A 23402-nucleotide genomic window follows, 5' to 3' on the forward strand; every position below is an offset into this window, starting at 1 on the left:
GCCGGGCCGTGGCGGCAGGCGCTTCGCACAAGGGGCGCCTGCCGCCTTGCAGAGGAGGAGCGCCCCATGCCCTATTCCGATCGAATGCAGAAAAACCACCTGTACAGCGTCTTTTTTGCCCCCCGCGGCAACGTGCGGATGGCCGACCTGGGGATGCAGATCGCCCAGCAGTACTTAAGCCCCTTTGACCTGCTCATCGGCATTGTGGGGGAGGGGGGCTCGGGCAAGAGCATGCTGGTCAAGGGGATGTTTCCCGGGCTGGAACTCACCAACGACGACGAGGGGGTCAACGTCCGTCCCCTCCCCATCCTGGATGTGGACGAGGACGACTCGGGCTTTTACAGCCCCCACACCTATCACCTGGACATCCGCTTTGAGTCGGCCTTTACCCAGATGCATGTGCTGGCCGAGGCCATCTTGAAGGCCATCGAGAAGAAAAAGCGGGTCATTGTGGAGCACTTCGACCTCATCTACCCCTTTTTGGGGGGGCGCAACGCCCACCTGCTCATCGGGGTGGGGGGGGAGGTCATCATCACCCGCCCCAACCTCTTCGGCCCCGAGCCGGAGGACTTGACAAAGATCGTCTTTGGCTCCATCCGCTTTCGCAAGATGGCCCACACCGCGGAGGACCTCTGCGAACACCTGATCTTGCAAAAATACAGGGGAAAATACACCCACGGCGACGTCAAGCACGGCTTTGTGCTTGGTTTTGCCGAAAAGCCGGACATTGACCTGAAGCGGTTGGAGACCGAGGTCAACGAGCTGATCGCCAAAGACATCCCCATCTCCTACTGCGACGAGGAGCACATCCTCATCGGCGACGAGCTACACCACTGCACCGGGCCGCGGATGCACGTGCGCACCACCGGCGAGATCGAGGCGTTTGCCCTGCTGCAGGACCTGCCGGTGGAGCCCATGACCGGGCGGTATCTGCTGGTGGGCCTGGTGGGCAGCGACTGGGAGAAGGCCGGGGGAAAGGACTTTAACAAGATCGTCTTTTGACACCGGCCCCTTCTTTCGCGGATTTTTCTGTGGAGGGGAGAGGGGCGAAAAGAGACGAAAAAATGGGCGAGATATGCGCCGCCCGCAGATTTGTGCTGTGGGCGGCGCATTCTCTGTGCGGCAGAGCGGATGCGGGAGCTGAAGGGCGGCCTTTTGGGTGGCGGGTGTGCCATAGGGGTGGCCGCAACAGCCGTTTGCATGGGCGGCCTATGCGTGGGTGCTCTTCTGCGGGAAAGGCTGAAAGACAGATCCAAAAGAGGGGAAGGGCGCGGCCAAGTCTCGGGTAAAACGGTTGGGATTTAGGTGACAAGGGGTTTGCCTTGTCACCATTTTTCTTGAAAGGAGAGGGGGGCACCGTTTGCTTTTAAGCGATTTCCCCCAGGCAGTTTGAGGAAACGATTGGGAAAAGGAGGGGGTCTGTCGGCCAATGGAGGGTCTCGAAGGGGAAAAGAGGGGTTCTGTCCCGGTTTTCCCTTATCGGAAGAAGGGGGTGAACAAGAGCAGAGGAGTTGGAAATGGCGGTGGGGCGGAAATCCTTTTGGAAGGGGGAGATGACAGGAAAAAGGTGGCAGGGGAATTTTGATGTGGAGCAATTGACTTTTGCGGGAAGGGGGGCTAAAATAAAAAGAACAAATGTTTATTTTGAAGTGGAGGGGTTGCCGTGGAGTTGCTGGAGAAGCTGGAGATACTCTCCGACGCGGCCAAGTACGATGTGGCCTGCACCTCCAGCGGGGTGGACCGGGCCGGCAAAAAGGGGCAGCTGGGGAGCGCGGCAGCCGCGGGCATCTGCCACAGCTTTACCGCCGACGGGCGCTGTGTCTCCCTTCTAAAGGTGCTGATGACCAACGTCTGCGCTTACGACTGCAAGTACTGCGTCAACCGCTGTTCCAACGCCACCCCCCGCGCCGCCTTTTCGCCCCGGGAGTTGGCCGATCTGACCATTGGGTTTTACCGCCGCAACTACATCGAGGGGCTGTTTTTGAGTTCCGGCATCCTCAAAAACCCCGACTACACCTGCGAGCGGATGATCGAGACCCTGCAGATTTTGAGAGAGGAATACGGCTTTCGCGGCTACATCCATGCCAAGGCCATTCCCGGGGCGGACGACCGGCTGATCGCCCGCCTGGGGATGTTGGCGGACCGGATGAGCGTCAACATCGAGCTGCCCAGCCAGCAGAGCCTGCGGCTGCTGGCGCCGGACAAGTCAAAGGCGGACATCTTTCGCCCCATGGGGCTGATTTCCAGCGGGATCGCCCAGAATCAGACCGACCTGGTGCGCTACCGGGGCGCGCCCAAATTTGCCCCCGCCGGGCAGAGCACCCAGATGATCATCGGCGCCACCCCGGACACCGACTTGCAGATTTTGCGGCTGACCCAGGGTCTCTACCGCAAATACGGTCTCAAACGGGTCTTCTTTTCGGCCTACACCCCGGTGCAGAGTGACGCCCTTCTGCCCGCCCTCACCACCAAGCCGCCCCTGCTGCGGGAACACCGCCTCTACCAGGCCGACTGGCTGCTGCGCTTTTACGGCTTCGACGCGGGGGAATTGCTGGACGAGCGGGCCCCCAACTTTAACCCCTACCTGGACCCCAAGTGCAACTGGGCGATCCACCACATGGAGCACTTCCCCGTCGAGGTCAACCGCGCCCCCTACGAGATGCTGCTGCGGGTGCCGGGCATCGGGGTCAAGAGCGCCCAGCGAATTGCCAAGGCCCGGCGGCTGGGCCCCCTGCACTTTGACGGGCTCAAAAAAATTGGGGTGGTGCTCAAGCGGGCCCAGTACTTCATCACCTGTTCGGGAAAGACGGTGGTGGGGTTGAAAATCAGCCCGGAAGCCGCCTTTCGCGCCCTGGTGTCCGAGCGCAGCGCCGCCATGCTCCCCCAAAACCGGCCGGAACAGCTCTCCCTGTTCGACGAGCCGCCGGTGACCCGAGAGGATGTGATCTCTTGTTTGACCGGCCAGATCTGATCTACCTGCACGACGGCAGCTTTGCCGGGTTTCTCTGCTGCGTCTTTGAGAGCTTTGTCAGGAGGGAAGCGCCTTTGGACATCGTCTGCCGGGAGGACTGCCAGACCGGGCTCTACGCCGTGCGGGAGATCGAGAGCGACAGGGAGCGGGCGGGGCGGGTCTTTCGCTCCATCGGCGAGCGGATGGGGGTGGGGGCCCGCCAGCTGGTGCAGAGGGCCTTTTTGTTTGGGGAAGGGGGGCGGGACCTCTGGCTCTACCGCTTCCTCTGCCGGGGCTACCGCTATGGTCCCGCCGTCTGCGACATGTTGGGGGACGAGGCGGTGAGCCGGGTGCAGAAGATGGCCCTCTCGGTGTCAAACGAGGCGCACCTGCTGTTGGGGTTTGTCCGCTTTGCCGAGTACGACGGGGCCCTCCTCTCCCAAATCTCCCCCAAGCACTTTGTGCTGCCGGTTTTGCGGGAACACTTTTGCGACCGCTACCCGGAAGAGACCTTTATGATTCACGACAAGTCCCACCAGATGGCCCTGATCTACCGCCCACACCAGGCCAAGATCGTCTCGGTCGGGGCGTTGAAATTGCCCCCCGACACCCCGCAGGAACAGCTCTACCGCCAGCTGTGGAGGGGGTACCACCAGTCCGCCACCATTGCCGCCCGGGTCAACCCCCGCTGCCAGCGGGGGAACATGCCCAAGCGATTTTGGGGGGAGATGTGTGAGATGGCGGAGGGGCCCGCCGCCCCTTTGCAGGGGGGAAGTGCCGCCGGCCTGCAGAAGCCGGAGCAGAGGGGAAAATACCCCTTCGCCCTGCAAAAGGAGCCACCCCATCATCTGGTGGGGGAGTGACCTCTTTAATAGAGAGGGGGGGGGCCAGCTGGCTGGAGGGGAGCGGGAGAAACGGAAGCCAGCGGGTGCACATTGGTGGGGAAAGTGGCTGGAAGGGGCGGCCGGCCTCTCCCTTTTTGGGGCCTGGCAGGAACCCCCGCAGAGGGCGCGCTAAAAAACCATCTTCTTTTTGCCTTGCCAAGAGTGGGAGACCGTGGTAAAATCAATTAAACCAACAGTTTAATTAAAGGGGACTGACCAATGGGGAGACGGAAGAAGGAGCCCGCAGAGGCCCACCGCAGCCGCATCGCCCAGGCGGCGGCCGCGCTTTTTGCCCGGCGGGGGCTGGGTTCGGTGACGGTGGAGGAAATTGCCCGGGAAGCGGGGTACAGCAAGGCCACCCTCTATGTTTACTTTCGGGGCAAAGAGGAGATCGTCGCCGCCCTTACCCTGGAGAGCATGCGGCGGCTGCGGGACTGCCTGTCCTCCGCCCTTGTGCGGGGAGAGGGCATAAGGGGCCGCTATAATGCTGTTTGCGAGGCGCTCCGGCGCTACCAGGAGAAGGACTCCTTCTTCTTTGGCCTGGCCCTGCGGGAGATCAACATAGATTGGGAGAGCCCCGACACCCTGCCGGTGGAACGGGAGATCTTTGCTGTGGGAGAGGAGATAAACGGCCTGATGGGCCGCTTTCTGTGCGAGGGAATGGAGGCGGGCACATTTCGCCCAGACCTGGAAGTTCTGCCCACGGTCTTTGCCTTCTGGGGAATGCTGACTGGTCTCATGCAGATGGCTGCGAGCAAGGAGCACTACATCGAAAAGGCGATGGGTCTTAGCAGGGAGGCGTTTCTTGCCGGCGGATTTGAAACCCTATACCGCGCCATTGCCAAAGAGGAGGGGACGAGATGAAACGGTTGTTGGCAATTTTGGGGAGTCCACATCCGAACGGGTCGACGGCGGCCATGTTGGCGTGCGCTGCCGCCGCTGCCGAGAGGGCCGGGTGGGCGGTGGACAGAGTGGATCTCTACCGAGAGGAGATCGGCTTTTGCCGGGGATGCCGCGCCTGTATCAAGGCGGGCGGCTGTGTGGTACAGGATGGGGTGCAGAGGATCGCCCGGCTCCTGCAGGGGTGCGACGCGGTTGTTCTGGCCGCCCCCACCTACTGGGCCAACCTGCCCGCAGCGGTCAAAAACCTCTTTGACCGGCTGCTCGGCACCGCGATGGAGGAGACCAAGACCTTTCCCAAGCCCCGGCTGTCGCCGCGCCAGCACTACCTGCTGCTGACGGCCTGCAACACCCCCGCCCCCTTTGACTATCTCTGCGGGCAGAGCCGGGGGGCCATTCGCGCCATGGAGGAATTTTTTCACACGGCGGGGATGAAACGGATGGGGCGAGTGGTCTTTGCAGGCGCGCATGGGCGCAGGGCGCTGCCCCCCTCACTCGAGAGAAGGATCCGCCGCTTCTGGCAGTGAGAGAGCCGCTTCGCAAAATCCCCCAGGGTCTGTCTGTACCCTGGGGGATTTTATGTGGCAGGGGGTTGACGCCCTTCAGGCGGGAGCAATCAGAAAGACGCCGCTGGCGGGGGGAGCGCCCGGGCAGCAGAAAAGCGCCGCCCTTTTAAAGAACCGTTTGCCGGTCAGTGGGCGCGGCTTTCAAGGGAGTCCTAAAAGGTGGCGTTGGCCCGCCAGAAACCGAGAAAGACGCGCATGAAAGGCCCCGCCTTTTGGTTGCGGTGAAACCGCCAGAGGGACCAGAGGACCAGCAGGGTTCCCAGCAGGCAGGCGATCATGTCGAGCATGGTGTCGTGGATGCCGGTGGTGAGGACGCGCTGGGGATCGGTGTGAAAGACAAAGTCACAGGCGTACTCGGCGATCTCCCAGCAGGCGGCGACGAGCATGGGGAAGGAGAGGGTGAAGTAAAGGGCAAAGGGGGCGTCTTCCTCGGCGAGGGGACGATCCCTGTGCAGGTAGCCAAAGAGACAGAGGCCCAGCAGGGCAAAGAGAACGCCGGAGAGGAGGTGGACGAACTTGTCAAACCAGGGAAACCAGTGGTAGCCCTTCATGGCAATGCCCACCCCGTAGGCGAGAAAGGCGAAGAGGGCGACGGCCCGGCTGAGGGCAGGGACCGGTTTTAGGCGAAGGAGGCGGTAGGCCAGCGGCGGGATGAGGAGAAAGAGGGGGGCGGCGGCGGTGACCAGCAGATAGGGCCAGGGGAAACAGAAAAAGTCCGCCACCCCGATGGCCAGGGTGCCGGCGAGGTAGGCGACGACGGCGGCGCGACCGCCGCACTGGTTGACAAGGGTCTGCATCAAATTCCTCCCGTTTTGCTTGATAGCCCTTTTAGTATACAACAGGGAGGGGAAATTGGGCAGTCCCCATCCCCCTACAAATTTGTTTCAATTTTCTTTCGGTTGGCCCAAAAAGAGAGCGGGCGCTGTGGTCGACAGCGCCCGCATAGCAAATGGAAAATGGTGGATTTTAGCGGGTCAGGAGCCCGCCTTTTTTGGAAAGCCGCCATCCGCAGAGGCCCAGGGCCACAAGAGAGATGAGAAAGAGGGCGGCGACCGCCTGCCACCCCCCTTCGCCGGTGAAGAGGGAGTAGCTCCAGGAGGCTGGAAAGATGCGGCCGGCGAGGCGCAGGGGGGCGGGGAGAAAGGCGGCGGGGAAGAGGGCTCCCGAGAGCATGATGGAGGGGAGAAAGAAGATCTGGGAGACCATGGTCAGCCGGGAGCTTGTCTGAAAGAAGAGGCCGAGGGCGGTTCCCAGACAGAGGCAGGTAAAGAGAAACAGGACCATTGTTCCCAGGTAGAGGGGGAGGTTGGAGGGCAGGCTGGCGTCAAAGAGGGGCGGGGCCAGCAGAAGGATGAGCAGGCCGACGAGAAAGAGGTGGACAAAGGCGGACAGAAAGTTGGCTGCCGCCGGGGCCCAGAGGGGAACGCCACCCACCTGATAGGCCTTTTTGGTCTCGCTGCCGTAGAGGGCGGTGAGGGGGACCGGCGCGCCGAGAAAGGCCCCCATGCTGACGGCAAAGACCGACATGGCGGGGATGACCGTCTCCTTGGCGCCGGGGTCGAGGGAGGTGAGGATCCCCCCCATGAAGAGGAAGAAGACCAAAGGCACCAGATAGTAGGTGAGCAGCACGTCGCGGTTGCGCAAATCCAGTTTCCACTGGAGAGCGGCCTGGTAGAAAAAAGCGGTCATTTCGTCTCCTCCTGCTGTGCAAAGTCCAAAAATCGGTCCTCCAGGCTCTGGTGCTCCACCCGTACGTCCTCCACCCGTACGCCGGCGCTGCGGGCGAGGGAGAGCAGTTCCCACAGCCCCTCGTCGAGCTGTTGTGCCCGGTAGAGGGCATAGCCCTGGCGCTCGCCGGCGAACTGGCAGTTTCGCAGCGCCGCTGCATTTAGAGGAGCGCCGGTTTTGAGGCAGATCTGCGCCCCCGTTTCGCCCTGGCAGAGCAGTTCGGCGGGGCTGCCGGAAAAGGCGACTTGCCCCCCTTTGAGGAGGACGATCTGGTCGCAGAGGCGCTCGACCTCGGCCATGTCGTGGCTGGCCAGGAGGATGGCGCAGCCGCGCTCCTTTAAGCGGCCGATCTGCCGGTGAAGGGCAGCCCGCCCCTCCACGTCCAGACCGGCGGTGGGTTCGTCCAAAAAGAGGAGGGAGGGCTGGCCGATGAGGGCCAGGGCCAGGTGGAGGCGGCGCTTCTGGCCGGTGGAGAGGGCCCGGTAGGGGCGCTTGCCCAGGGAGTCAATCCCCAGTTCTGCCTCCGCCTCCCGGTCGCGCTCGCCGCCGTTCCAGCGGCAGAAGAGTTCCAGCGCCTCCTGCGGGCGGATGGTGGCCGGCAGGGAGGAGGACTGCAGCTGCACCCCCAACCGCCCGGACATTTCCACCGTGCCGCGGTCTCGGGTGCGCAGCCCCTCGATGCACTCCAGCGCGGTGGTCTTGCCGGCGCCGTTGGGGCCCAGCAGGGCGGCGATCTCCCCCTCTTTTAGGGTGAGGGAAACCCCCTTTAACACCTCCTTTTCGCCGTAGCGCTTGCAGAGGTTTTGAACGCTGAGTGCGGTCTTGCTCATCTAGTTCTCCTTCTGTTCGGGAAGGCGGATGCCAGCCCTTTGAAAATAGGCGTCCAGGGCCTGTTCTAAAACGGGGGTCACCCTCTCCTGCCGCTGGCGAAACTCGTCCCCCCAGCGGGACTTGCTGTCGGCAAAGGCCGTGAGCTGGGGGAGGAGGGAGAGGTCGCCCCCAGTGAATTCGGTCACCATGGACCACCAGCGGCCGCCGATGTCCGCGAGGGCCCCTTCGTCTAGGGCGCCGCCCGCTTCCTGCAGGGCGATGATCTCGTCGCAGAGGGCCTTCCAGGTGTCAAAGATGGCGAGCCCCTGTTCGGGCTGGTCGCGAAAGCGGTCTTTGATGTGTTCCATCAGCGAGTCGTCGAAGAATTTGACGATCCAGTAGCCCTCGTTTTTCTGCTGCAAAAGGGTGACGATCTCGGCGTATTTTTTAAAGTCCACTGCCTGCATCTGCACCACCTCTTTTTCCAGGGCGGTGATGGCGTTTAGGGCCTGCTGCAATTCGGCAATTTGACGGCCGACGATCTCCCGCTGGTGGGCCAGGGCCTGGGCCACCTGTTGGGGGGTGTCCAGGGAGAAGAGATGCTCCCTGATCTGTTGCAGGGAGAATCCCAGGTATTTTAAAGACTGTATCTGGTGGAGGCGGACGACGTCCTTTCCGGTGTAGAGCCGCCGCCCGCCGGGGCTCCTGGCCGAGGGTTTTAACAGGCCCTCTCTGTCATAGTACTGCAGGGTGCGCACCGTGACCCCCATCTGTGCGGCCAGCTGGCCCACGGTGAGCGGTTCACTTTGGTCCATGTTGGATCACCTCTCTGTGGGCATTGTACTATGTGACGTAGGGTCACAAGCAACCCCTTTTACAAATTCTCTGTATTTTCCAACCAAAAAGGGGCGGGGCCGCCGGTCTATTTCGGCAGCCCCGTCCCCTTTGGCCCTGGCGCTGACGCCGGGGCGGGCATCTATCTGTTTTGGCGGTACTCTTCAGCGCAGGCCTGCAATTCTGAGAAGGTGCGCACGTCGCTCTCCTCCACCTGCTGGCGCATGTCGGCGGGCAGGGAGTGAAAGTACTCATAGCTGGTCAGGTCCTGGTCGATGAGATCGCTCAAACAGAGATGAACGGATTCGGACATTGTGATCCCCCCTCACAGAGAGTGTTTGCAGGGTGAGGGACGTCAATCAGAGGGAAATGGCGTCAATTTTGGCGAGTTTTTGCCCGCCGACGCCGCCACAGCAAGAGAAAGAGGAGCGCTGCAGCCAGCCCGGTGAGGGCGCCGGCAAAGTCGAGCCAGACATCGCTGATCTGCCCGGAGCGCCCGGGCACCAGGAGCTGGATGCTCTCGTCGCACAGGGGAACCATCAGACAGTAAAAGAGGGGGAGCGCCAGGTGGGGCCGCCAGTGGACGGTGTACTGGCGAAAGGTGGCCAGCGCCAGCGCCCCCAGCACGAAGTATTCGGCAAAGTGGGCGGCTTTGCGGACAAAGTGTTCGCTGAGTTGGAGGGGGAGACCGAAGGAGTTCAAAAAGCCGTTGATCAGGGCCAGCACCGCCCCGCTTTTGGAGGAGGAGCTGGGCCCCATGTCCAGCGAGTTGGAAAAGACAAAGAGGGTGTAGAGGATGAGCAGGGCGGTGAAGAGCGCCCTGCGGCGGCGGATGGACATAAAAAGCCCCCTGTACAGGAAATTTGACCAAGCCGTCTGCCGGCGGCTGGCCGCTGCCAGTTCATTATAAAAGGGGGAAGGGCAAAATGCAAACGGATGAAAAGGGCGGGGATCACTCCCCGCCCTTTTGGTAGGCGACCAACACCACCGGCTGGCCGCAGGAATGGCAGATGGCCTTTTCTGCCTCCCGCAGAATGCGGCAGGCCTCTTCGCTCAAGGGGGCCACCCCGTACTGGTTGGGGCCCATCTCAGTCATCTCCCCGGGTCAGTTTGTCGGCGTAGGACAGCAGCGCCTCGCGGGTACAGACGTGATCGCCCCGCTGGCGGATGGTCTCCTGCACGTAGCCGGGCAGCTGGGCAAAGGCGTCTCTGGCCTCGGCGTCGCCGGAGAGGAGGTCGGACAGGCAGTTGAAAGATTGGTTCATTTGGCTCACCTCCCCTTTAGTATTCCGATGGGCGGCCCCGCTATGCCCTGCCAGCTGACAAAAGAAGATTTGAAAAAGGTGACAAAAAGCTGGTGTGTATTTTGGAGGAATGCTATAATAGCCAAAAAGCCCCTTACAGGAGATGGGCGGGGGATGAGCCCATCTCTGGGGCCGCGCCAAAGGGCGGCGGAACAAGGGGGAAGGAGAGTGGAGAGGGATGAATCTGGCGGATCTGTTTCGGCAAAAAAAGTGTGTGTTGTCCTTTGAGGTGTTTCCGCCGAAAAAAAGCAGCGGGGTGGAGAGCGTCACCCACACACTGGACGAGTTGTGCGCCCTAGGACCGGACTTTATCAGCGTGACCTTCGGTGCGGGGGGCACCGGCGTCAAGGACAACCGGACGGTGGAACTGGCCGGCGCCATCCGCGCCCGGGGGATGGAGCCCCTGGCCCATCTGACCTGTATCAATTCCGACGAGGAGACCCTGCTGGGACTTTTGGACAGGCTGGAGGAGGCGGGGGTGAAAAACATTCTCGCCCTGCGGGGCGACCGGGTGGAGGGGGCCGCGGAGGGGCCCTACCGCCACGCCAACGAGTTGATGGAGCGGATCGCCCGCCGGGGCGGGTTCAACCTGGTGGGGGCCTGTTACCCCGAGTGCCACTGCGAGGCGCCCGACGCCCTCCACGACCTGCAAAACCTGCGCCGCAAACAGGAGGCAGGGGCCACCCACCTGATCACCCAGCTGTTTTTTGACAACCGCTGTTTTTACGACTTTGTCGAGAAGGCGCGGATTGCGGGGATCCACCTGCCCATCGAGGCGGGGATCATGCCCATTGTCAGCAAGCGGCAGATCGAGCGGATCGTCACCCTCTGCGGGGCCAGCATCCCCCCGAAGTTCGCCCGGATGCTCAGCCGCTTTGAGGGCGACCCCGCCGCCCTGCGGGACGCGGGGATCGCCTACGCCACCGAGCAGATCATCGACCTGATCGGCAGCGGGGTGGAGGGCATTCACATCTACACCATGAACAACCCCGCCGTGGCCCGGCGAATTTGCGAAAACATCGCCACCGCTCTGGATTGCGTCAATGGGGGCGGGGCGGCGTGAGGGCGGTAGACGCAGCCTCGCTGCCCATCTCCCGAAAAGAGATGCTGCGCTATCTGCGCCATCGGGGCGGCCCCCTGACCGAGGAGATGGAGGCGCTGCTGAAAAGCTGCGAGGAGGAGCTGCGAGCTGTTGCCCGCCCCCGCTACTGCCACCGATTTTTTGCCCTGGAGCGGCGGGGAGCGGCCCTCGCTCTGACAGGGAGCGGCGTCCTGCTGCCGGGGCGACAGATCGCCGCGCTGCTGGAGGGCTGTGACGGATGCGCGCTGTTGGGGGCGACGCTGGGGGGCGAGGTGGACCGGCTGATTCGCCGCGCCCAGGTGGAGCAGATGGCGCGGGCGGTGGTGCTCGACGCCCTGGGAACTGCAGCTGTCGAGGCGCTCTGCGACCTGGCGGGGGAGGAAATTCGCCGGGCGGCAGCTGCGGAGGGGAAGAGCTGTACCTGGCGCTTTAGCCCCGGGTACGGCGACCTGCCGCTGGACTGCCAGCGGGACTTTTTGGGGTTGCTGGACGCATCCCGGCAGATCGGGCTGACCCTCACCCCACAGCTGATGATGGTGCCCGAAAAGTCGGTCAGCGCCATCATTGGGGTGGGCGCGCCCTCGGGGAAGGGGCCCCAGCGGGGCTGCGAGGGCTGCGCCCTGCAAAAAAACTGTGTTTACAGACGGGAGGGACTGCACTGTGCAGAACCATTGGGATGAAAAGAGCCGCTATGTTCTTCTGGACGGGGCCATGGGCACCGTTCTGCAGGATGCAGGGCTGCCTCTGGGCGGGCGGCCGGAACTTCTGAATTTGACCCAGCCGGATTTGATTGAGGGGGTGCACCGCCGCTATATCGAGGCGGGGGCCCAGGTGATCTACACCAACACCTTTGGCGCAAACCGCAAAAAGCTGGCGGGTTGCGGCCACGGGGTGGAGGAGGTGGTCGCTGCGGCAGTGGGCTGCGCCCGCCGGGCGGCGGCCGGCAGAGACTGCCGGGTGGCGCTGGACATCGGCCCCATCGGCGAGCTGCTGGAACCCAGCGGCAGCCTCCCCTTTGAGGAGGCGGTGGACCTCTTTCGCCAGCAGGCGCGCGCCGGGGCGGCGGCCGGGGCCGATTTGGTGGTGATCGAGACCATGACCGACCTGTTGGAGGCCAAGGCCGCGGTGCTGGCGGTCAAAGAGGTCTGCGACCTGCCGGTCTGGGTGAGCATGACCTTTGAAAAGAGCGGGCACACCTTCACCGGGGTCTCGATCCCCGCCATGGCCCTAACGCTGGAAGGGCTGGGGGTGCAGGCGCTGGGCATCAACTGTTCCCTGAGCCCCCGGGACATCTATCCCCTGGCCAAGGAACTGGCCAGCTGGACCGACCTGCCCCTGATCGTCAAGGCAAACGCCGGACTGCCCAATTTAGAAGAGGGGCGCTACGACGTGTCGCCCAGCCAGTACGCCGCCGACCTGGCCCCCTTTTTGGAGCTGGGGGTCACTTTGTTGGGGGGCTGCTGCGGCACCACCCCTGCATACATCCGCCAGATCGCGGCGCTGGTGGAGGGGAAAACCCCGCCCCGACGGGCTGTGACGCGCATCAGCGCGGTCTGCTCCCCCTCGCGGGTGGTGGCGGTGGACCGGCCGCGGGTGATCGGCGAGCGGATCAACCCCACCGGGAAAAAGCGGTTCAAAGCGGCCCTGGCCGAGGGGAATTGGGACTACATTCTGGCCCAGGGCATCTCCCAGGCGCGGGCTGGAGCCGACATTCTCGATGTGAACGTGGGGATGCCGGGCATCGACGAGCCCGCCTCCATGGAGCAGGCGGTGAAGCGGTTGCAGGCCATTTTGGACCTGCCGCTGCAGATCGACACCACCGACCCGGCGGCGCTGGAGCGGGGGTTGCGGGTCTACTGCGGCAAGCCGCTGGTCAACTCGGTCAATGGGGAGAGGGCTTCCCTCGACCGGGTGCTGCCCCTGTGCAAAAAATACGGCGCAGCGGTGGTGGGGCTCACCCTGGACGAGGGGGGCATCCCCCCCAGTGCGGAGGGACGGCTGGCTGTGGCCGAGCGGATCGTAGAGGCGGCCCTGGCGCTGGGCATTCCCAGGGAGGACATCTACATCGACTGCCTGGTACTGACGGCCTCGGCCCAGCAGGACGGGGTGATGGAGACGCTGAAGGCCGTCTCCCTGGTCAAGGAAAAGCTGGGGGTCAAGACGGTGCTGGGGGTCTCCAACATCTCCTTCGGGCTGCCGGCAAGGGAGCTGGTCAACCGCACCTTCTTGGCCATGGCCCTGCAGAGGGGGCTGGACCTGCCCATTTTAAACCCCAACGCCGCGGCCATGATGGACACGGTGCGGGCCTACCGGGTGCTGGCCAACCTGGATGTGGGGGCGGCCGGGTTCATTGCCTCTTACGGCGGGGAGAGAGAGACCGCTCCCCAGGCCAGCGCCCCTGCGGTGGAAGATGCCGAGGCGGCGGTTGCCGAGGCCATCTGTAGCGGGTTGGGGGAGCGGGCCCGGGCGTGCACCCTGACCCTGCTGAAAAACCACCCGCCCCTGGAGATCGTCAACCGCTTCTTAATTCCCGCCCTGGACCGGGTGGGGGAGGCATTTGAGAGGGGGAACCTGTTTTTGCCCCAGCTCATCCAGTCGGCCGAGGCGGCGGGACGGGCCTTTGACGCGGTCAAGGGCGCCATTGCCGCGGCGGGCGGCGGCGAGGGGGGCGGCGGGCAGATCGTGCTGGCCACCGTCAAGGGGGACATCCACGACATCGGCAAAAACATCGTCAAGGTGATTTTGGAAAACTACGGGTTTTCCGTCATCGACCTGGGGCGGGACGTGCCGGTGGGCGAGGTGGTGCGCGCCGCCAGGGAGCACCGGGTCAGGCTGGTGGGCCTCTCGGCCCTGATGACCACCACCCTGGGTAGTATGGAGGCGACCATCGCCGCCCTCAAAGCCGCCCTGCCGGCGTGCCGGGTGATGGTGGGGGGCGCGGTGCTGACCCCCGAATACGCCCAAAAAATTGGCGCGGACTACTACGCCAAGGACGCCAAGCAGTCGGCCGACATCGCCAAAAAGCTGTTTGCAGAGGAGGAGAGAGGATGACCGCCGAGATATGGGGCACACCGGTGGCCTATGAGGAGCGGGGCGAGGGGAGGCCCCTGGTGGCGATTCACGGCTGGACTGGCTGCCGCCTGCAGATGACCGAGCGCCTGGAGCCGGTGTTTGCCGAACTGCCGGGGTACCGGCGCATCTACCTGGATCTGCCGGGGATGGGGGAGACCCCGCCCTGCACGCGGGTGCGAAACACCGACGAGATGCTGGCCTTTGTGCGCGCTTTCATCGACCGGGTGGTGGGGGAGAGTACCCCCTATCTGGTGGCGGGCCATTCCTACGGCGGGTATCTTGTGCGGGGGTTGCTGGCGGCGGAGGGCAGCCGGGCGGCCGGAGGCATCCTCCTCTGCCCGGTGGCCAACCCGGTGCACGCCCAGCGCGTCCTGCCGCCCTTTGCGCCGCTGGTGGAGGAGCCGGATTTTGTGCAGGCCTTGCCCCCGCTCGAGAGGGAGGCCTATGGCGGGGTGATCGCGGTGCAAAACCGGCGCAGTTATACGGCCTGGAAGCGGGAGATCGACGGGGTGAAAGACCGCTTTGACGCAGGCTACCTGGATGCCATCGTGCGCACCGGCTACGGCTATGCCCGGCTGCCGGAAGAGGGGAAGACCATCAGTGCGCCGGCCCTCCTCTTTTTGGGGCGGCAGGACGACGTGGTGGGATATGAGGAGATGCTCGAACTGCTGCCCCACTACCCCCGGGCCACCCTGGCCTTGCTGGAACACGCCGGGCACCAGTTGGCCATCGACCAGCCCGAGGCATTTGTGGCCATGAGCCGCTGTTGGCTGAAAAAGTGGGAGGGAGAACACCCGCGGCGATAAGAGAGGAGAAAAGGGCCCCCGCCGGACAATCTGTCCGGCGGGGGCCCTTTGGGATAACGGTTTAGTCCTCCAGCAGTTCGGCAAAGCCCTCGATGTGGCGGTCGGCGAGGGCGCAGATCTGCGGCCAATCCTCTCTGGCGGTCTCGTCAAAGATGGCGCAAACCTGGAATCCGGCTTTTTTGGCCGTCTCGATGGCGTAGAGGCTGTCCTCAAAGACGGTGCACTGGGCGGGGGGGAGGCCGATGCACTCGGCCGCGCGCAGAAAGATGTCGGGGTCTCGTTTGCTGATGCCGGTCTCCTGCGCGGTGAGGAAGAAATCCAGCTGGTCCCAGAGACCCAGCCGCTCCAGGGCGGCGCGGGAGAAATCGCGCCCGGTCATGGTGGCGATGCCCACCTTGGCGCCGCTTTGGTGCAGGGCCTGCAGGTATTGGGGGACCATGGGTTTGCACGCGATCTCCCCCTCATAGGCCGCGCCGATGCGCAGCAGCCAGCGGTCAAAAACGTCCTGTGCAGTGGCGTCGAGGTTATAGCGGTCGACGAGGTACTGGGCGCGGTCGATGAGCTTTTTGTCGGTCATCAGCGCCCTTGCCTCCTCCTCCTGCGCCTGGGTGAGGGTGAGGCCCCACTCCTTTAGCACCGCAAAGTCCCACACCCGCCAGTGGTGCATGGAGTCAAGCAGGGTGCCGTCCATGTCAAAAATGGCCCCTTTGACGGGAAAGTCTGCTCTGCACTTCATTGCGAATATGCCCCCTTAAACAATTTATTTTTCCCAGTATAGCACAAAATTGCAAAAAAGGAAAAACGTTTCCATCGGTGCGGGATAAAATGTCTGCTCTTTTTTGCTCCTCACGCGCATAGGGTGAGAGAGGCGCCTGCCCAGAGAAAGGGAGGCGCGAGAGGGAAAGGGGGAGAGAGGACAATGTGGTGGATGTTGGCACTGGCTGCGGCGGTGGGGGAGATCTACACCGCTGTAAAGCTGGCCTATTACGGGGAGCTGTGGGGGCGGGCCCGCGGTGGGGAGCCCACGGCCTGGATGGCGGCGGCCGCCGCCCTGCCCCTCTGGGGGGCGGCCCTCTGGGCCGGGTGGTCCCGGCGGGCAGACCTGGTTTTGGGCGGCGTGGGCGGGGCGCTGCTGCTCTGGGCGGTGGCCGGGGGTTGCGCCCTGTTGACGGCGCTGGAGACGGCCTTTTCGTGGGGGGACATCAGCGGCCGCCGGGTGCTCTGCCTGTTGGGGGGCTGTGGGACGGTGATTCTGCTGCCCGCCTTTGGAATGGACATCCCCCTGGGAACGGTGGGGGCGCTGACGCCGGTGCTCCTGCTGCTGGGCGGGGTGGAGTGGACCTACCGGCGGGAACTGCGGCGAGCGCCTGCCCGGGCGCTGACAGACGGTCGGCTGCGGGGGTTCCGCCTCTGGTGGCGGGTGGGGGTGCTGGCGGAGGCGGCCTTTTTGGGCGGTCTCTTCCTCTGCTGCGGCCTCTCCCATCTGCTGGGGGGCGGGGCTGCCACTCCCCTGTGGGCGGCCCTTTTTCTGGGGGCGCCTCTTTCGGCGCCAGCAGTTGTCTGTTGGGGAAAACTGGTGCGGCGAGGGGAGAGCACCCGGCTGGCCCCCTTCCTGCTTCGCCTGGGGTGGATGGGGCTGTTGGCCCTTCCCCTGTCAGACCTGGCCTGCCGGGGGGAGAGTGTCTACCGCTTTGACGCGCCCGCCCTGCTGCTCTGGCTGCTCTGCCTCTACGCCCTGGCGGCCCTCTTCTGGTGTCTGCGGCTGCTGCGCCGCAGGGAGCGCAGCGGGGCGGTGCTCCTGACCTGCCGGATTCTCTGTATCTGTCTGCCGCTGTGCGCCCTCCTCTTTTTCTGGTTGGGGCTTCGGCGAAGTTGAGGCGCCGGGGAAAGGGGGGCATTTCGGCAAATCGCCCAATTGCCGAAAAAAGGGCGTCCTTTTCACCGGCCGCGCAAAAGAGGGCCGCCAAACGCGGCGGATTTTGGCGGCGGGGAATCACCTTTTCAATTGCGTCCCCGACGGCGCCCGTGCTATAATAGGGGCAGAAATTGCGCCGAGCGCGGCGAAATATATGCCACAGAAAGGGACGCGCGAACATGGTACAGCTGAAAACAGAGAAACCCATCCTCTGCCTGGGGGATGTAAACCCCGACATCATTCTGCCCTACGGCGAATCCCGCCAGATCATGGACGCGGTCGCCCGGGGCGAGGCCGACGTCAACAGCCCCCGCCCGGAAATTTCTGTACAGGGCGGCGGTTCGGTGGGCAACACCGCTTCCGGCCTGGGACGGCTGGGGATGCCGGTCTTTTTCGCCGGGATGGCGGGCCACGACTCCTTTGGCCAGTTCATCAAGGAGGACTTTGAAAAGGACGGGGTGGACACCCGCTACCTGACCCTCAACCCCGACATCCCCACCGTCATCATCATGGCGGTGGTGGGGGAGGACAAAAACCGGGTCATCTACGTCTACCCGCCAGAAAATCCCTCCCATCTGCAGTTGCGGCCGCAGGACCTGCCAGACGAGATCATCCCCCAGATCGGCTGGGTGCACACCACCGGCTTTATGCTGCGGGACAACCCGGCGGCCGACACGGTGATCGGCTTTATGGAAAAGTGCGCGGCGGCGGGGATCTTGGTCTCCTTTGACCTGAATCTGCGCATCGAGACAAACCCCCTCACCGAGGAGTTCCAGCAGAGGGTGATGCGGATCGTCAACATCTCCAACCTGCTGCTGGGCTCCGGGGTGGAGGAGTACATGCCCCTCACCGGCAAGGGCGACCCGGAGGCGGCGGCCCGGTCTCTGGTGACCCCTGACCGGGTGGTCATCTCCCGCGCCGGGGCGGCCGGCGTTCACTACTACACCGACGAGGAGGAGGGCTTCCTGCCCACCTTTGACGTGGAGGTGGTGGACACGGTGGGCGCGGGCGACGGCTTCAACGCCGGCTTCATCTCGGCGGCGGCCCGCGGCCTTCCTCTGCGCGACTGCGTGGACTGGGGCAACGCCACCGCCTGCTACACCATCTCCCACAAGGGGGCGCGCACCGTCCCGCCGCGGGAGGTCATTGAGAAATTTATGAGAGACGTTCCCTATATCGGCTAGAGGAGGCGAGAGGGGCCCGGCTGCTTTTGGCGGCCGGGCCCTTTTTTGCCCTTTGAAAGACCGCCTCTTTTCAAACGGGGTCAGATGCCGTATAATAAGCCGGAGTCAAGAGAAGGACAGGTGATCTGACGAGATGCAAGTGACAGTATACGCCCAACACGACTTTGTCGACCCACAGCAGCTGGCCGGCAGCACAGCGGTGGTGATCGACACCTTCCGCGCCACTTCCACCGTCACGGCGGCTTTGGAAAACGGCTGTGCGGCGGTGATCCCAGTCGCCCACAAGGAGGACGCCTTCCGCCTGCGCAGGGAGGTGCCCGCCTACCGGGAGGCCCTGTTGGGGGGCGAGCGCAAAACCCGGATCATTCCCGGATTTGACTGCGGCAACTCCCCCCTGGAGTACACCCGGGCGCGAATCGGGGGGCGAGTGCTCATCCTCTCCACCACCAACGGCACCAAGGCGGTGGCCAAGGCCGCGCAGGCCAGCGCCATCTACCTGGGCTGTCTCAACAACGCCGAGGCGGTGGCAAAGCGCCTCTGGCGGCGGGGGGAGGATGTGCAGATCGTCTGCGCGGGTACCAAGGGGAATTTTTCCTTGGAAGACGTGGTGAGCGCCGGGGCGATGATTCACTACCTAAAGCTTTGGGGCGGCGGCGAAGTCACCTGCAACGACCTGGGCTACACTGCCTGGAAGATGTTTGAGGGCTACGGGGCAGATATGGACACCCTGTTGCGCCCCACCCGCCACTACGGCACCATGCTCAAAAACAACCTGGCAGAGGACATTGCCTACTGCATACAGCTCAACATCAGCCAATCGGTCCCCGTCTGTCAAAACGGACAGGTGGTTTTGGCGTCAAAAGAGGAGGAGACGAGATGAAGGAGATCAGGCCCTATCCGGCCACAGCGGTGAGCCCCAAGGCAGAGGCGTCGATCCTGCGGGGACACCCCTGGATATACGACACCGAGGTGCGCCAGGCGGGGGAGGACTGCCTGGACGGCGAACTGGTGGACGTCTTTGGCCCCAAGGGCGGATATCTGGGGACCGGCTTTTTCAACAGCCACTCCAAAATCCGCATCCGGCTGCTCTCCCGCAACGCCAACGACCGCTTTGACAATGCCTTTTGGGAGCGGCGGCTGCGCTACGCCTGGGACTACCGCAAGGCGGTGATGGGCGCGGATATCCGCTGCTGCCGCCTCATCTTTGGCGAGGCCGACGCCCTTCCCGGGCTGACGGTGGACCGGTTTGACAACATCCTGGTGGCCCAGACCCTCTCGCTGGGGATGGAGCGGCGCAAGGGTCTGCTCTTTTCGCTGCTCTACAAAATACTGACCGAGGACGGCCAGAAAATCGACGGCGTCTACGAGCGAAACGACGTGTCCATCCGCCGTCTGGAGGGGATGGAGGAGGGCAAGGGCTTTTATCCCCTGGACGGTGTCCCCCTCCCCGCACAGACCCGGACCGAGATTGTCGAAAACGGGATCACCTATCGGGTGGACTTTGCAAACGGCCAGAAGACCGGCTTCTTTTTGGACCAGAAGTACAACCGCCAGGCGGTGGCAAAGCTGGCGGCGGGGCGGCGGGTACTGGACTGCTTTACCCACACCGGCAGTTTTGCCCTCAACGCCGCCAAGGGCGGGGCCGAGTGGGTGGAGGCGGTGGACGTCTCCGCCTCCGCCGTGGAGATGGCGCGGGAGAACGCCCGCCGCAACGGCTTGGAGGGGAAGATGGGCTTTGCGGTGGCAAACGTCTTTGATCTGCTGCCGGCCCTGGCCAAGGAGAAACGGGGGAGCTATGACTTCATCATCCTCGACCCGCCGGCCTTTACCAAATCCCGCCACACGGTGCACGGGGCCGAGCGGGGCTATAAGGAGATCAACTACCGGGCAATGAAGCTGCTGCCCCGGGGCGGGTATCTGGCCACCTGTTCCTGTTCTCACTTCATGAAAGACGAACTCTTTCGCAAGATGCTCGTCAGCGCCGCGGCGGACGCCCAGGTCTCTCTCCGGCAGATCGAGGCACGCCAGCAGGCCCCCGACCACCCCATCCTCTGGAATGTGCCCGAGACCGACTACCTGAAGTTCTACCTCTTTCAGGTAGTATAGGAGCTGTGAGAAGAGGGGAGGCACTGCCTTTCTCTGGCGGAATCTCCCTTTTTGTTGTATTGGGCGGAATTTTGTACTATACTAATAAAGCTATCAACTGATTTTTGGAGGCTACTGCACTATGAAGAGATTGGAACTGACACAGCTTTTCCGGGAGGCCGAAGCCTATAGCGGCAAGACGGTGACGGTCTGCGGCTGGGTTCGGACCCTGCGCTCGTCCAAGGCGCTGGGCTTTATTGAACTCAACGACGGGAGTTGCTTTAAAAATCTCCAAGTGGTTTTTCAGGACGGCCAGGTGGAGAATTTCAAGGAAATTGCCAAGCTGAACGTGGGCACCGCCCTCTCGGTGGAGGGGGAGGTGGTCCTCACCCCCGAGGCCAAACAGCCGCTGGAAATCCACGCGGCCTCCATCTCGGTGGAGGGGCCCAGCAGCCCGGAATACCCCCTGCAGAAAAAGCGCCACTCCATGGAGTATCTGCGCACCATCGCCCATCTGCGCCCCCGGGCCAACACCTTTAACGCCGCTTTCCGGGTGCGCTCGGTGGCCGCCTTTGCCCTGCACCGCTTCTTCAACGAAAACGGCTTTGTCTACGCCCATACCCCCATCATCACCGGCAGCGATTGCGAGGGGGCGGGGGAGATGTTCCACATCACCACCCTGGACGCGGAGAACCCGCCCCGCACCGAGGACGGCCAGGTGGATTACAGCAAGGACTTCTTCGGCAAGAAGACCAGCCTCACCGTCTCCGGCCAACTCAACGCAGAGAGCATGGCCCTGGCCTTTGGCAAGGTCTACACCTTTGGCCCCACCTTCCGGGCGGAAAACTCCAACACCCCCCGCCACGCGGCCGAGTTCTGGATGCTGGAGCCGGAGATCGCCTTTGCCGATTTGAACGACAACATGGACCTGGCGGAGGCGATGCTCAAATACGCCATCCGCTATGTGCTGGACAACTGCCCCGACGAGATGGCTTTCTTCAACAACTTCTTTGACAAGGGCCTCATCGAGCGATTGGAAGGGGTGGCTGGCGCCGACTTTGCCCGCTGTACCTACACAGAAGCCATCGAGCTGCTGGAGAAGAACAAAGACCAGTTCGAGTTCCCGGTCTTCTGGGGGTGCGACCTGCAGACCGAGCACGAGCGCTACCTGACCGAGAAGGTCTTTCAGAAGCCGGTCTTTGTCACCGACTACCCCAAGGAGATCAAGGCCTTTTACATGCGCATCAACGATGACGGCAAGACGGTGGCGGCCTGCGACCTGCTGGTGCCCGGCATCGGCGAGATCATCGGCGGCAGCCAGCGCGAGGAGCGGCTGGATGTGCTGACGGCGCGGATGGCCGAACTGGGCCTGGCGGAGGAGGACTACGGGTGGTACCTGGACCTGCGCCGCTTTGGCGGCACCAAGCACGCCGGGTATGGCCTGGGCTTTGAGCGGCTGATCATGTACATCACCGGTATCCCCAACATCCGCGACGTGCTGCCCTTCCCCCGGACAACGGGTTCGGCAGAGTTTTAATTAAAAGGGACAGACGAGCGCCGGACAGGCCCCAAAAGGGCTTGCCCGGCGCTTTGCCTTGGGAAAAACAGAAAAAGGAAGCATTGACGATTGTGAGAAATTTGAAGAAATGTAACTTTTTAACTTGCACTTTTATATAACTGGATAAATGTATGAATTGGGGTTGCAGCCGATAAAATAAGGGTATATAATAATCGACAAAGATAAAAGTTGGAAAAAGTTCCTGCAAATTGCAAGTTTTTCATTTTTGAAATTGCAATACAGGGCGGTTTTTTTCACCTTGAGCGAGTTTGTGGGAGGCAGGAGAGATGGCAAAGAAATACAGGGAGTTGGGATTGGGCGAGGCAGCTGCGGAGTTGTCCTCCCTCCGGGCGGCATACCAGGAGGCGGCCGCCAAGGGGCTATCCCTGGACATGTCCAGGGGCAAACCCTGCAGCGAGCAGCTGGCCCTTTCGATGGAGATGTACGACATCCTTCGGGAGGAGCACGACTATTTCAGCGAGGATGGCAGCGATTGCCGCAACTACGGTTTCTTCGACGGCCTGCCTGAAGCCAAGCGCCTCTTCGGCGAACTGCTGGGGGTGGGGGAGGACCAGATTTTTATCGGCGGCAACTCCTCCCTCAACCTGATGTACGATGTGATCGCCAAGTACCTGCTCAAGGGCGCTCTGGGGAGCGAGCGCCCCTGGGCGAAAGAGAAGAAGATCAAATTTCTCTGCCCGGCGCCGGGGTATGACCGCCATTTCGGCATCTGTGAGGCGCTGGACATCGAGATGATCCCGGTGGCCATGACCCCGCAGGGGCCGGATATGGACCGTTTGGAGGCGCTGGCGGCGGCAGACCCCCTCATCAAGGGGGTCTGGTGTGTGCCCCAGTACCAAAACCCCGAGGGCACCAGCTTGAGCGACGAGACGGTGCGCCGCTTTGCCGCCATGAAGCCCGCTGCCGAGGACTTCACCATCTTCTGGGACAACGCCTACATGGTGCACGACCTCTACCCCGACCGGCGCGACCGGGTGCTGGACATTCTGCGCTGCTGCGAAGAGGCGGGCTGTCCTGACCGGCCCATTGTCTTTGCCTCCACCTCGAAGATCTCCTTCCCCGGCGCCGGGGTGGCGGTGATTGCCGCCTCCCGGGCGAATATGGCCCGCATCAAGGCCCTGACAGTCCCCCAGACCATCGGCTTTGACAAGGTCAACCAGCTGCGCCACGTCCGCTTTTTCGGCTCTGCCCAGGGGATTGTCGAGCACATGAAAAAACACGCCGACATTCTGCGGCCCAAGTTTGAACTGGTGGAGCGGATGTTGCAGCGGGAGCTGGGCGGCCTGGGGATCGCCCGCTGGACCAACCCCCTGGGGGGCTATTTCATCAGCTTTTACACCGAGCCGGGCTGCGCCAAACGGGTGGAGCAGCTCTGCCAGGAGGCGGGAGTCAAGTTGACCCCGGTGGGCGCCACCTACCCCTACGGCAAAGACCCCGATGATGCCAACATCCGCATTGCCCCCACCTACCCGCCGCTGGAAGAACTGGAGAGCGCCATCTCCATCCTCTGCCTGGCGACCCGCATCGCCTCGCTGGAAAAGCGGCTGGAGCAAAGGGCCGCCTAAAAAGAGAGCAAGGGGGAGAGACAGCTTTCCCCTCCTCAAGAGCAGACGCCTGACGGGCGTCTGCTCTTTTGCGCAAAGAAGGGTAAAGGTGGAGGTGCCGCCGCAGTCCACATGGCCCTGGCGAACATTTTAAAGGCGA

At 63.2% G+C, this 23402-nt stretch carries 25 protein-coding genes; 16 read left to right on the plus strand and 9 right to left on the minus strand.

What is annotated here, in order from left to right:
- Window positions 1–66: 66 nt before the first annotated feature.
- The 6 genes from HJY11_RS00185 to HJY11_RS00210 all read left to right on the plus strand — a co-directional run bounded on the left by HJY11_RS00185 (window position 67) and on the right by HJY11_RS00210 (window position 5261).
- On the plus strand, window positions 67–1002 hold the full coding sequence (locus HJY11_RS00185) for an alanine-tRNA synthetase second additional domain-containing protein (RefSeq protein ID WP_208074088.1): 936 nt from the start codon (window positions 67–69) through the stop codon (window positions 1000–1002).
- A 427-nt stretch (window positions 1003–1429) separates the two neighbouring features.
- Window positions 1430–1585 carry a hypothetical protein gene (locus tag HJY11_RS00190; protein WP_208074089.1) on the plus strand — a complete coding sequence of 52 codons (156 nt, stop codon included), beginning with the start codon at window positions 1430–1432 and terminating at the stop codon, window positions 1583–1585.
- A gap of 78 nt (window positions 1586–1663) precedes the next feature.
- Window positions 1664–2971, plus strand: coding sequence for a putative DNA modification/repair radical SAM protein (locus HJY11_RS00195; protein WP_208074090.1), 1308 nt, complete (start codon window positions 1664–1666; stop codon window positions 2969–2971).
- Window positions 2950–3813, plus strand: a complete 864-nt coding sequence (locus HJY11_RS00200; RefSeq protein ID WP_208074091.1) for a TIGR03915 family putative DNA repair protein — start codon at window positions 2950–2952, stop codon at window positions 3811–3813. The genes HJY11_RS00195 and HJY11_RS00200 overlap by 22 nt, the downstream gene beginning before the upstream one ends.
- A 240-nt stretch (window positions 3814–4053) precedes the next feature.
- Complete coding sequence (locus tag HJY11_RS00205; RefSeq protein WP_208074092.1) at window positions 4054–4698, plus strand: TetR/AcrR family transcriptional regulator; 645 nt, start codon at window positions 4054–4056, stop codon at window positions 4696–4698.
- On the plus strand, window positions 4695–5261 hold the full coding sequence (locus HJY11_RS00210; RefSeq protein WP_208074093.1) for a flavodoxin family protein: 567 nt from the start codon (window positions 4695–4697) through the stop codon (window positions 5259–5261). The genes HJY11_RS00205 and HJY11_RS00210 overlap by 4 nt, the downstream gene beginning before the upstream one ends.
- Before the next feature lie 191 nt (window positions 5262–5452).
- Here the strand turns inward: HJY11_RS00210 and HJY11_RS00215 are convergent, their stop codons facing one another.
- The 8 genes from HJY11_RS00215 to HJY11_RS00245 form a co-directional block, all read right to left on the minus strand.
- Window positions 5453–6097, minus strand: a complete 645-nt coding sequence (locus HJY11_RS00215; protein WP_208074094.1) for a hypothetical protein — start codon at window positions 6095–6097, stop codon at window positions 5453–5455.
- A gap of 169 nt (window positions 6098–6266) precedes the next feature.
- Window positions 6267–6989: an ABC transporter permease gene (locus tag HJY11_RS00220; RefSeq protein ID WP_208074095.1), complete on the minus strand. Its 723-nt coding sequence runs from the start codon at window positions 6987–6989 to the stop codon at window positions 6267–6269.
- Complete coding sequence (locus tag HJY11_RS00225; protein ID WP_208074096.1) at window positions 6986–7858, minus strand: ABC transporter ATP-binding protein; 873 nt, start codon at window positions 7856–7858, stop codon at window positions 6986–6988. The genes HJY11_RS00220 and HJY11_RS00225 overlap by 4 nt, the downstream gene beginning before the upstream one ends.
- Window positions 7859–8653, minus strand: coding sequence for a MerR family transcriptional regulator (locus HJY11_RS00230; RefSeq protein WP_208074097.1), 795 nt, complete (start codon window positions 8651–8653; stop codon window positions 7859–7861).
- 161 nt (window positions 8654–8814) lie between these two features.
- Complete coding sequence (locus tag HJY11_RS00235; RefSeq protein ID WP_208074098.1) at window positions 8815–8985, minus strand: hypothetical protein; 171 nt, start codon at window positions 8983–8985, stop codon at window positions 8815–8817.
- 62 nt (window positions 8986–9047) lie between these two features.
- Window positions 9048–9512 (minus strand): VanZ family protein, encoded by a 465-nt coding sequence (locus HJY11_RS00240; RefSeq protein WP_208074099.1) that lies wholly within the window; start codon window positions 9510–9512, stop codon window positions 9048–9050.
- Between the two features lie 112 nt (window positions 9513–9624).
- Window positions 9625–9759: a hypothetical protein gene (locus tag HJY11_RS15380; protein WP_279570995.1), complete on the minus strand. Its 135-nt coding sequence runs from the start codon at window positions 9757–9759 to the stop codon at window positions 9625–9627.
- Window position 9760: 1 nt separating this feature from the next.
- Complete coding sequence (locus tag HJY11_RS00245) at window positions 9761–9937, minus strand: hypothetical protein (RefSeq protein WP_208074100.1); 177 nt, start codon at window positions 9935–9937, stop codon at window positions 9761–9763.
- Window positions 9938–10154: 217 nt separating this feature from the next.
- Here HJY11_RS00245 and HJY11_RS00250 point away from each other — a divergent pair, with 217 nt between their 5' ends.
- Genes HJY11_RS00250 through HJY11_RS00265 form a run of 4 tightly spaced genes read left to right on the plus strand, consistent with a single transcriptional unit; the run spans window position 10155 to window position 14935 of the window.
- Complete coding sequence (locus tag HJY11_RS00250; RefSeq protein WP_208074101.1) at window positions 10155–11039, plus strand: methylenetetrahydrofolate reductase; 885 nt, start codon at window positions 10155–10157, stop codon at window positions 11037–11039.
- Complete coding sequence (locus HJY11_RS15545) at window positions 11036–11737, plus strand: vitamin B12 dependent-methionine synthase activation domain-containing protein (RefSeq protein ID WP_208074102.1); 702 nt, start codon at window positions 11036–11038, stop codon at window positions 11735–11737. The genes HJY11_RS00250 and HJY11_RS15545 overlap by 4 nt, the downstream gene beginning before the upstream one ends.
- Entirely contained in the window at window positions 11718–14108 is a 2391-nt protein-coding gene (locus HJY11_RS00260; protein WP_368041506.1) for a homocysteine S-methyltransferase family protein, read from the plus strand. Before HJY11_RS15545 ends, HJY11_RS00260 begins: the two co-directional genes overlap by 20 nt.
- Window positions 14105–14935 carry an alpha/beta fold hydrolase gene (locus HJY11_RS00265; protein WP_208074103.1) on the plus strand — a complete coding sequence of 277 codons (831 nt, stop codon included), beginning with the start codon at window positions 14105–14107 and terminating at the stop codon, window positions 14933–14935. Before HJY11_RS00260 ends, HJY11_RS00265 begins: the two co-directional genes overlap by 4 nt.
- Before the next feature lie 61 nt (window positions 14936–14996).
- Here the strand turns inward: HJY11_RS00265 and HJY11_RS00270 are convergent, their stop codons facing one another.
- A complete protein-coding gene (locus tag HJY11_RS00270) occupies window positions 14997–15671 on the minus strand; it encodes an HAD family hydrolase (RefSeq protein WP_208074104.1) in 675 nt (224 codons plus the stop codon).
- A 183-nt stretch (window positions 15672–15854) separates the two neighbouring features.
- Here HJY11_RS00270 and HJY11_RS00275 point away from each other — a divergent pair, with 183 nt between their 5' ends.
- From HJY11_RS00275 to HJY11_RS00300, 6 genes are all read left to right on the plus strand, one after another.
- Window positions 15855–16811: a hypothetical protein gene (locus tag HJY11_RS00275; protein WP_208074105.1), complete on the plus strand. Its 957-nt coding sequence runs from the start codon at window positions 15855–15857 to the stop codon at window positions 16809–16811.
- 218 nt (window positions 16812–17029) lie between these two features.
- A complete protein-coding gene (locus tag HJY11_RS00280; RefSeq protein WP_208074106.1) occupies window positions 17030–18034 on the plus strand; it encodes a carbohydrate kinase family protein in 1005 nt (334 codons plus the stop codon).
- A 133-nt stretch (window positions 18035–18167) separates the two neighbouring features.
- Complete coding sequence (locus HJY11_RS00285; RefSeq protein WP_208074107.1) at window positions 18168–18914, plus strand: 2-phosphosulfolactate phosphatase; 747 nt, start codon at window positions 18168–18170, stop codon at window positions 18912–18914.
- The gene (locus tag HJY11_RS00290; RefSeq protein WP_208074108.1) at window positions 18911–20140 is read left to right on the plus strand and encodes a class I SAM-dependent rRNA methyltransferase; all 1230 of its coding nucleotides are present in this window, start codon (window positions 18911–18913) and stop codon (window positions 20138–20140) included. Before HJY11_RS00285 ends, HJY11_RS00290 begins: the two co-directional genes overlap by 4 nt.
- Before the next feature lie 121 nt (window positions 20141–20261).
- On the plus strand, window positions 20262–21656 hold the full coding sequence (gene asnS / locus HJY11_RS00295) for an asparagine--tRNA ligase (RefSeq protein WP_208074109.1): 1395 nt from the start codon (window positions 20262–20264) through the stop codon (window positions 21654–21656).
- A 308-nt stretch (window positions 21657–21964) separates the two neighbouring features.
- Window positions 21965–23263: an aminotransferase class I/II-fold pyridoxal phosphate-dependent enzyme gene (locus HJY11_RS00300; RefSeq protein WP_208074110.1), complete on the plus strand. Its 1299-nt coding sequence runs from the start codon at window positions 21965–21967 to the stop codon at window positions 23261–23263.
- Window positions 23264–23402 lie beyond the last annotated feature (139 nt).

Origin of the sequence: Bittarella massiliensis (ex Durand et al. 2017) (assembly GCF_017566145.1) — a bacterium.
GTDB classification, from domain to species: Bacteria; Bacillota; Clostridia; order Oscillospirales; family Ruminococcaceae; genus Bittarella; species Bittarella massiliensis_A.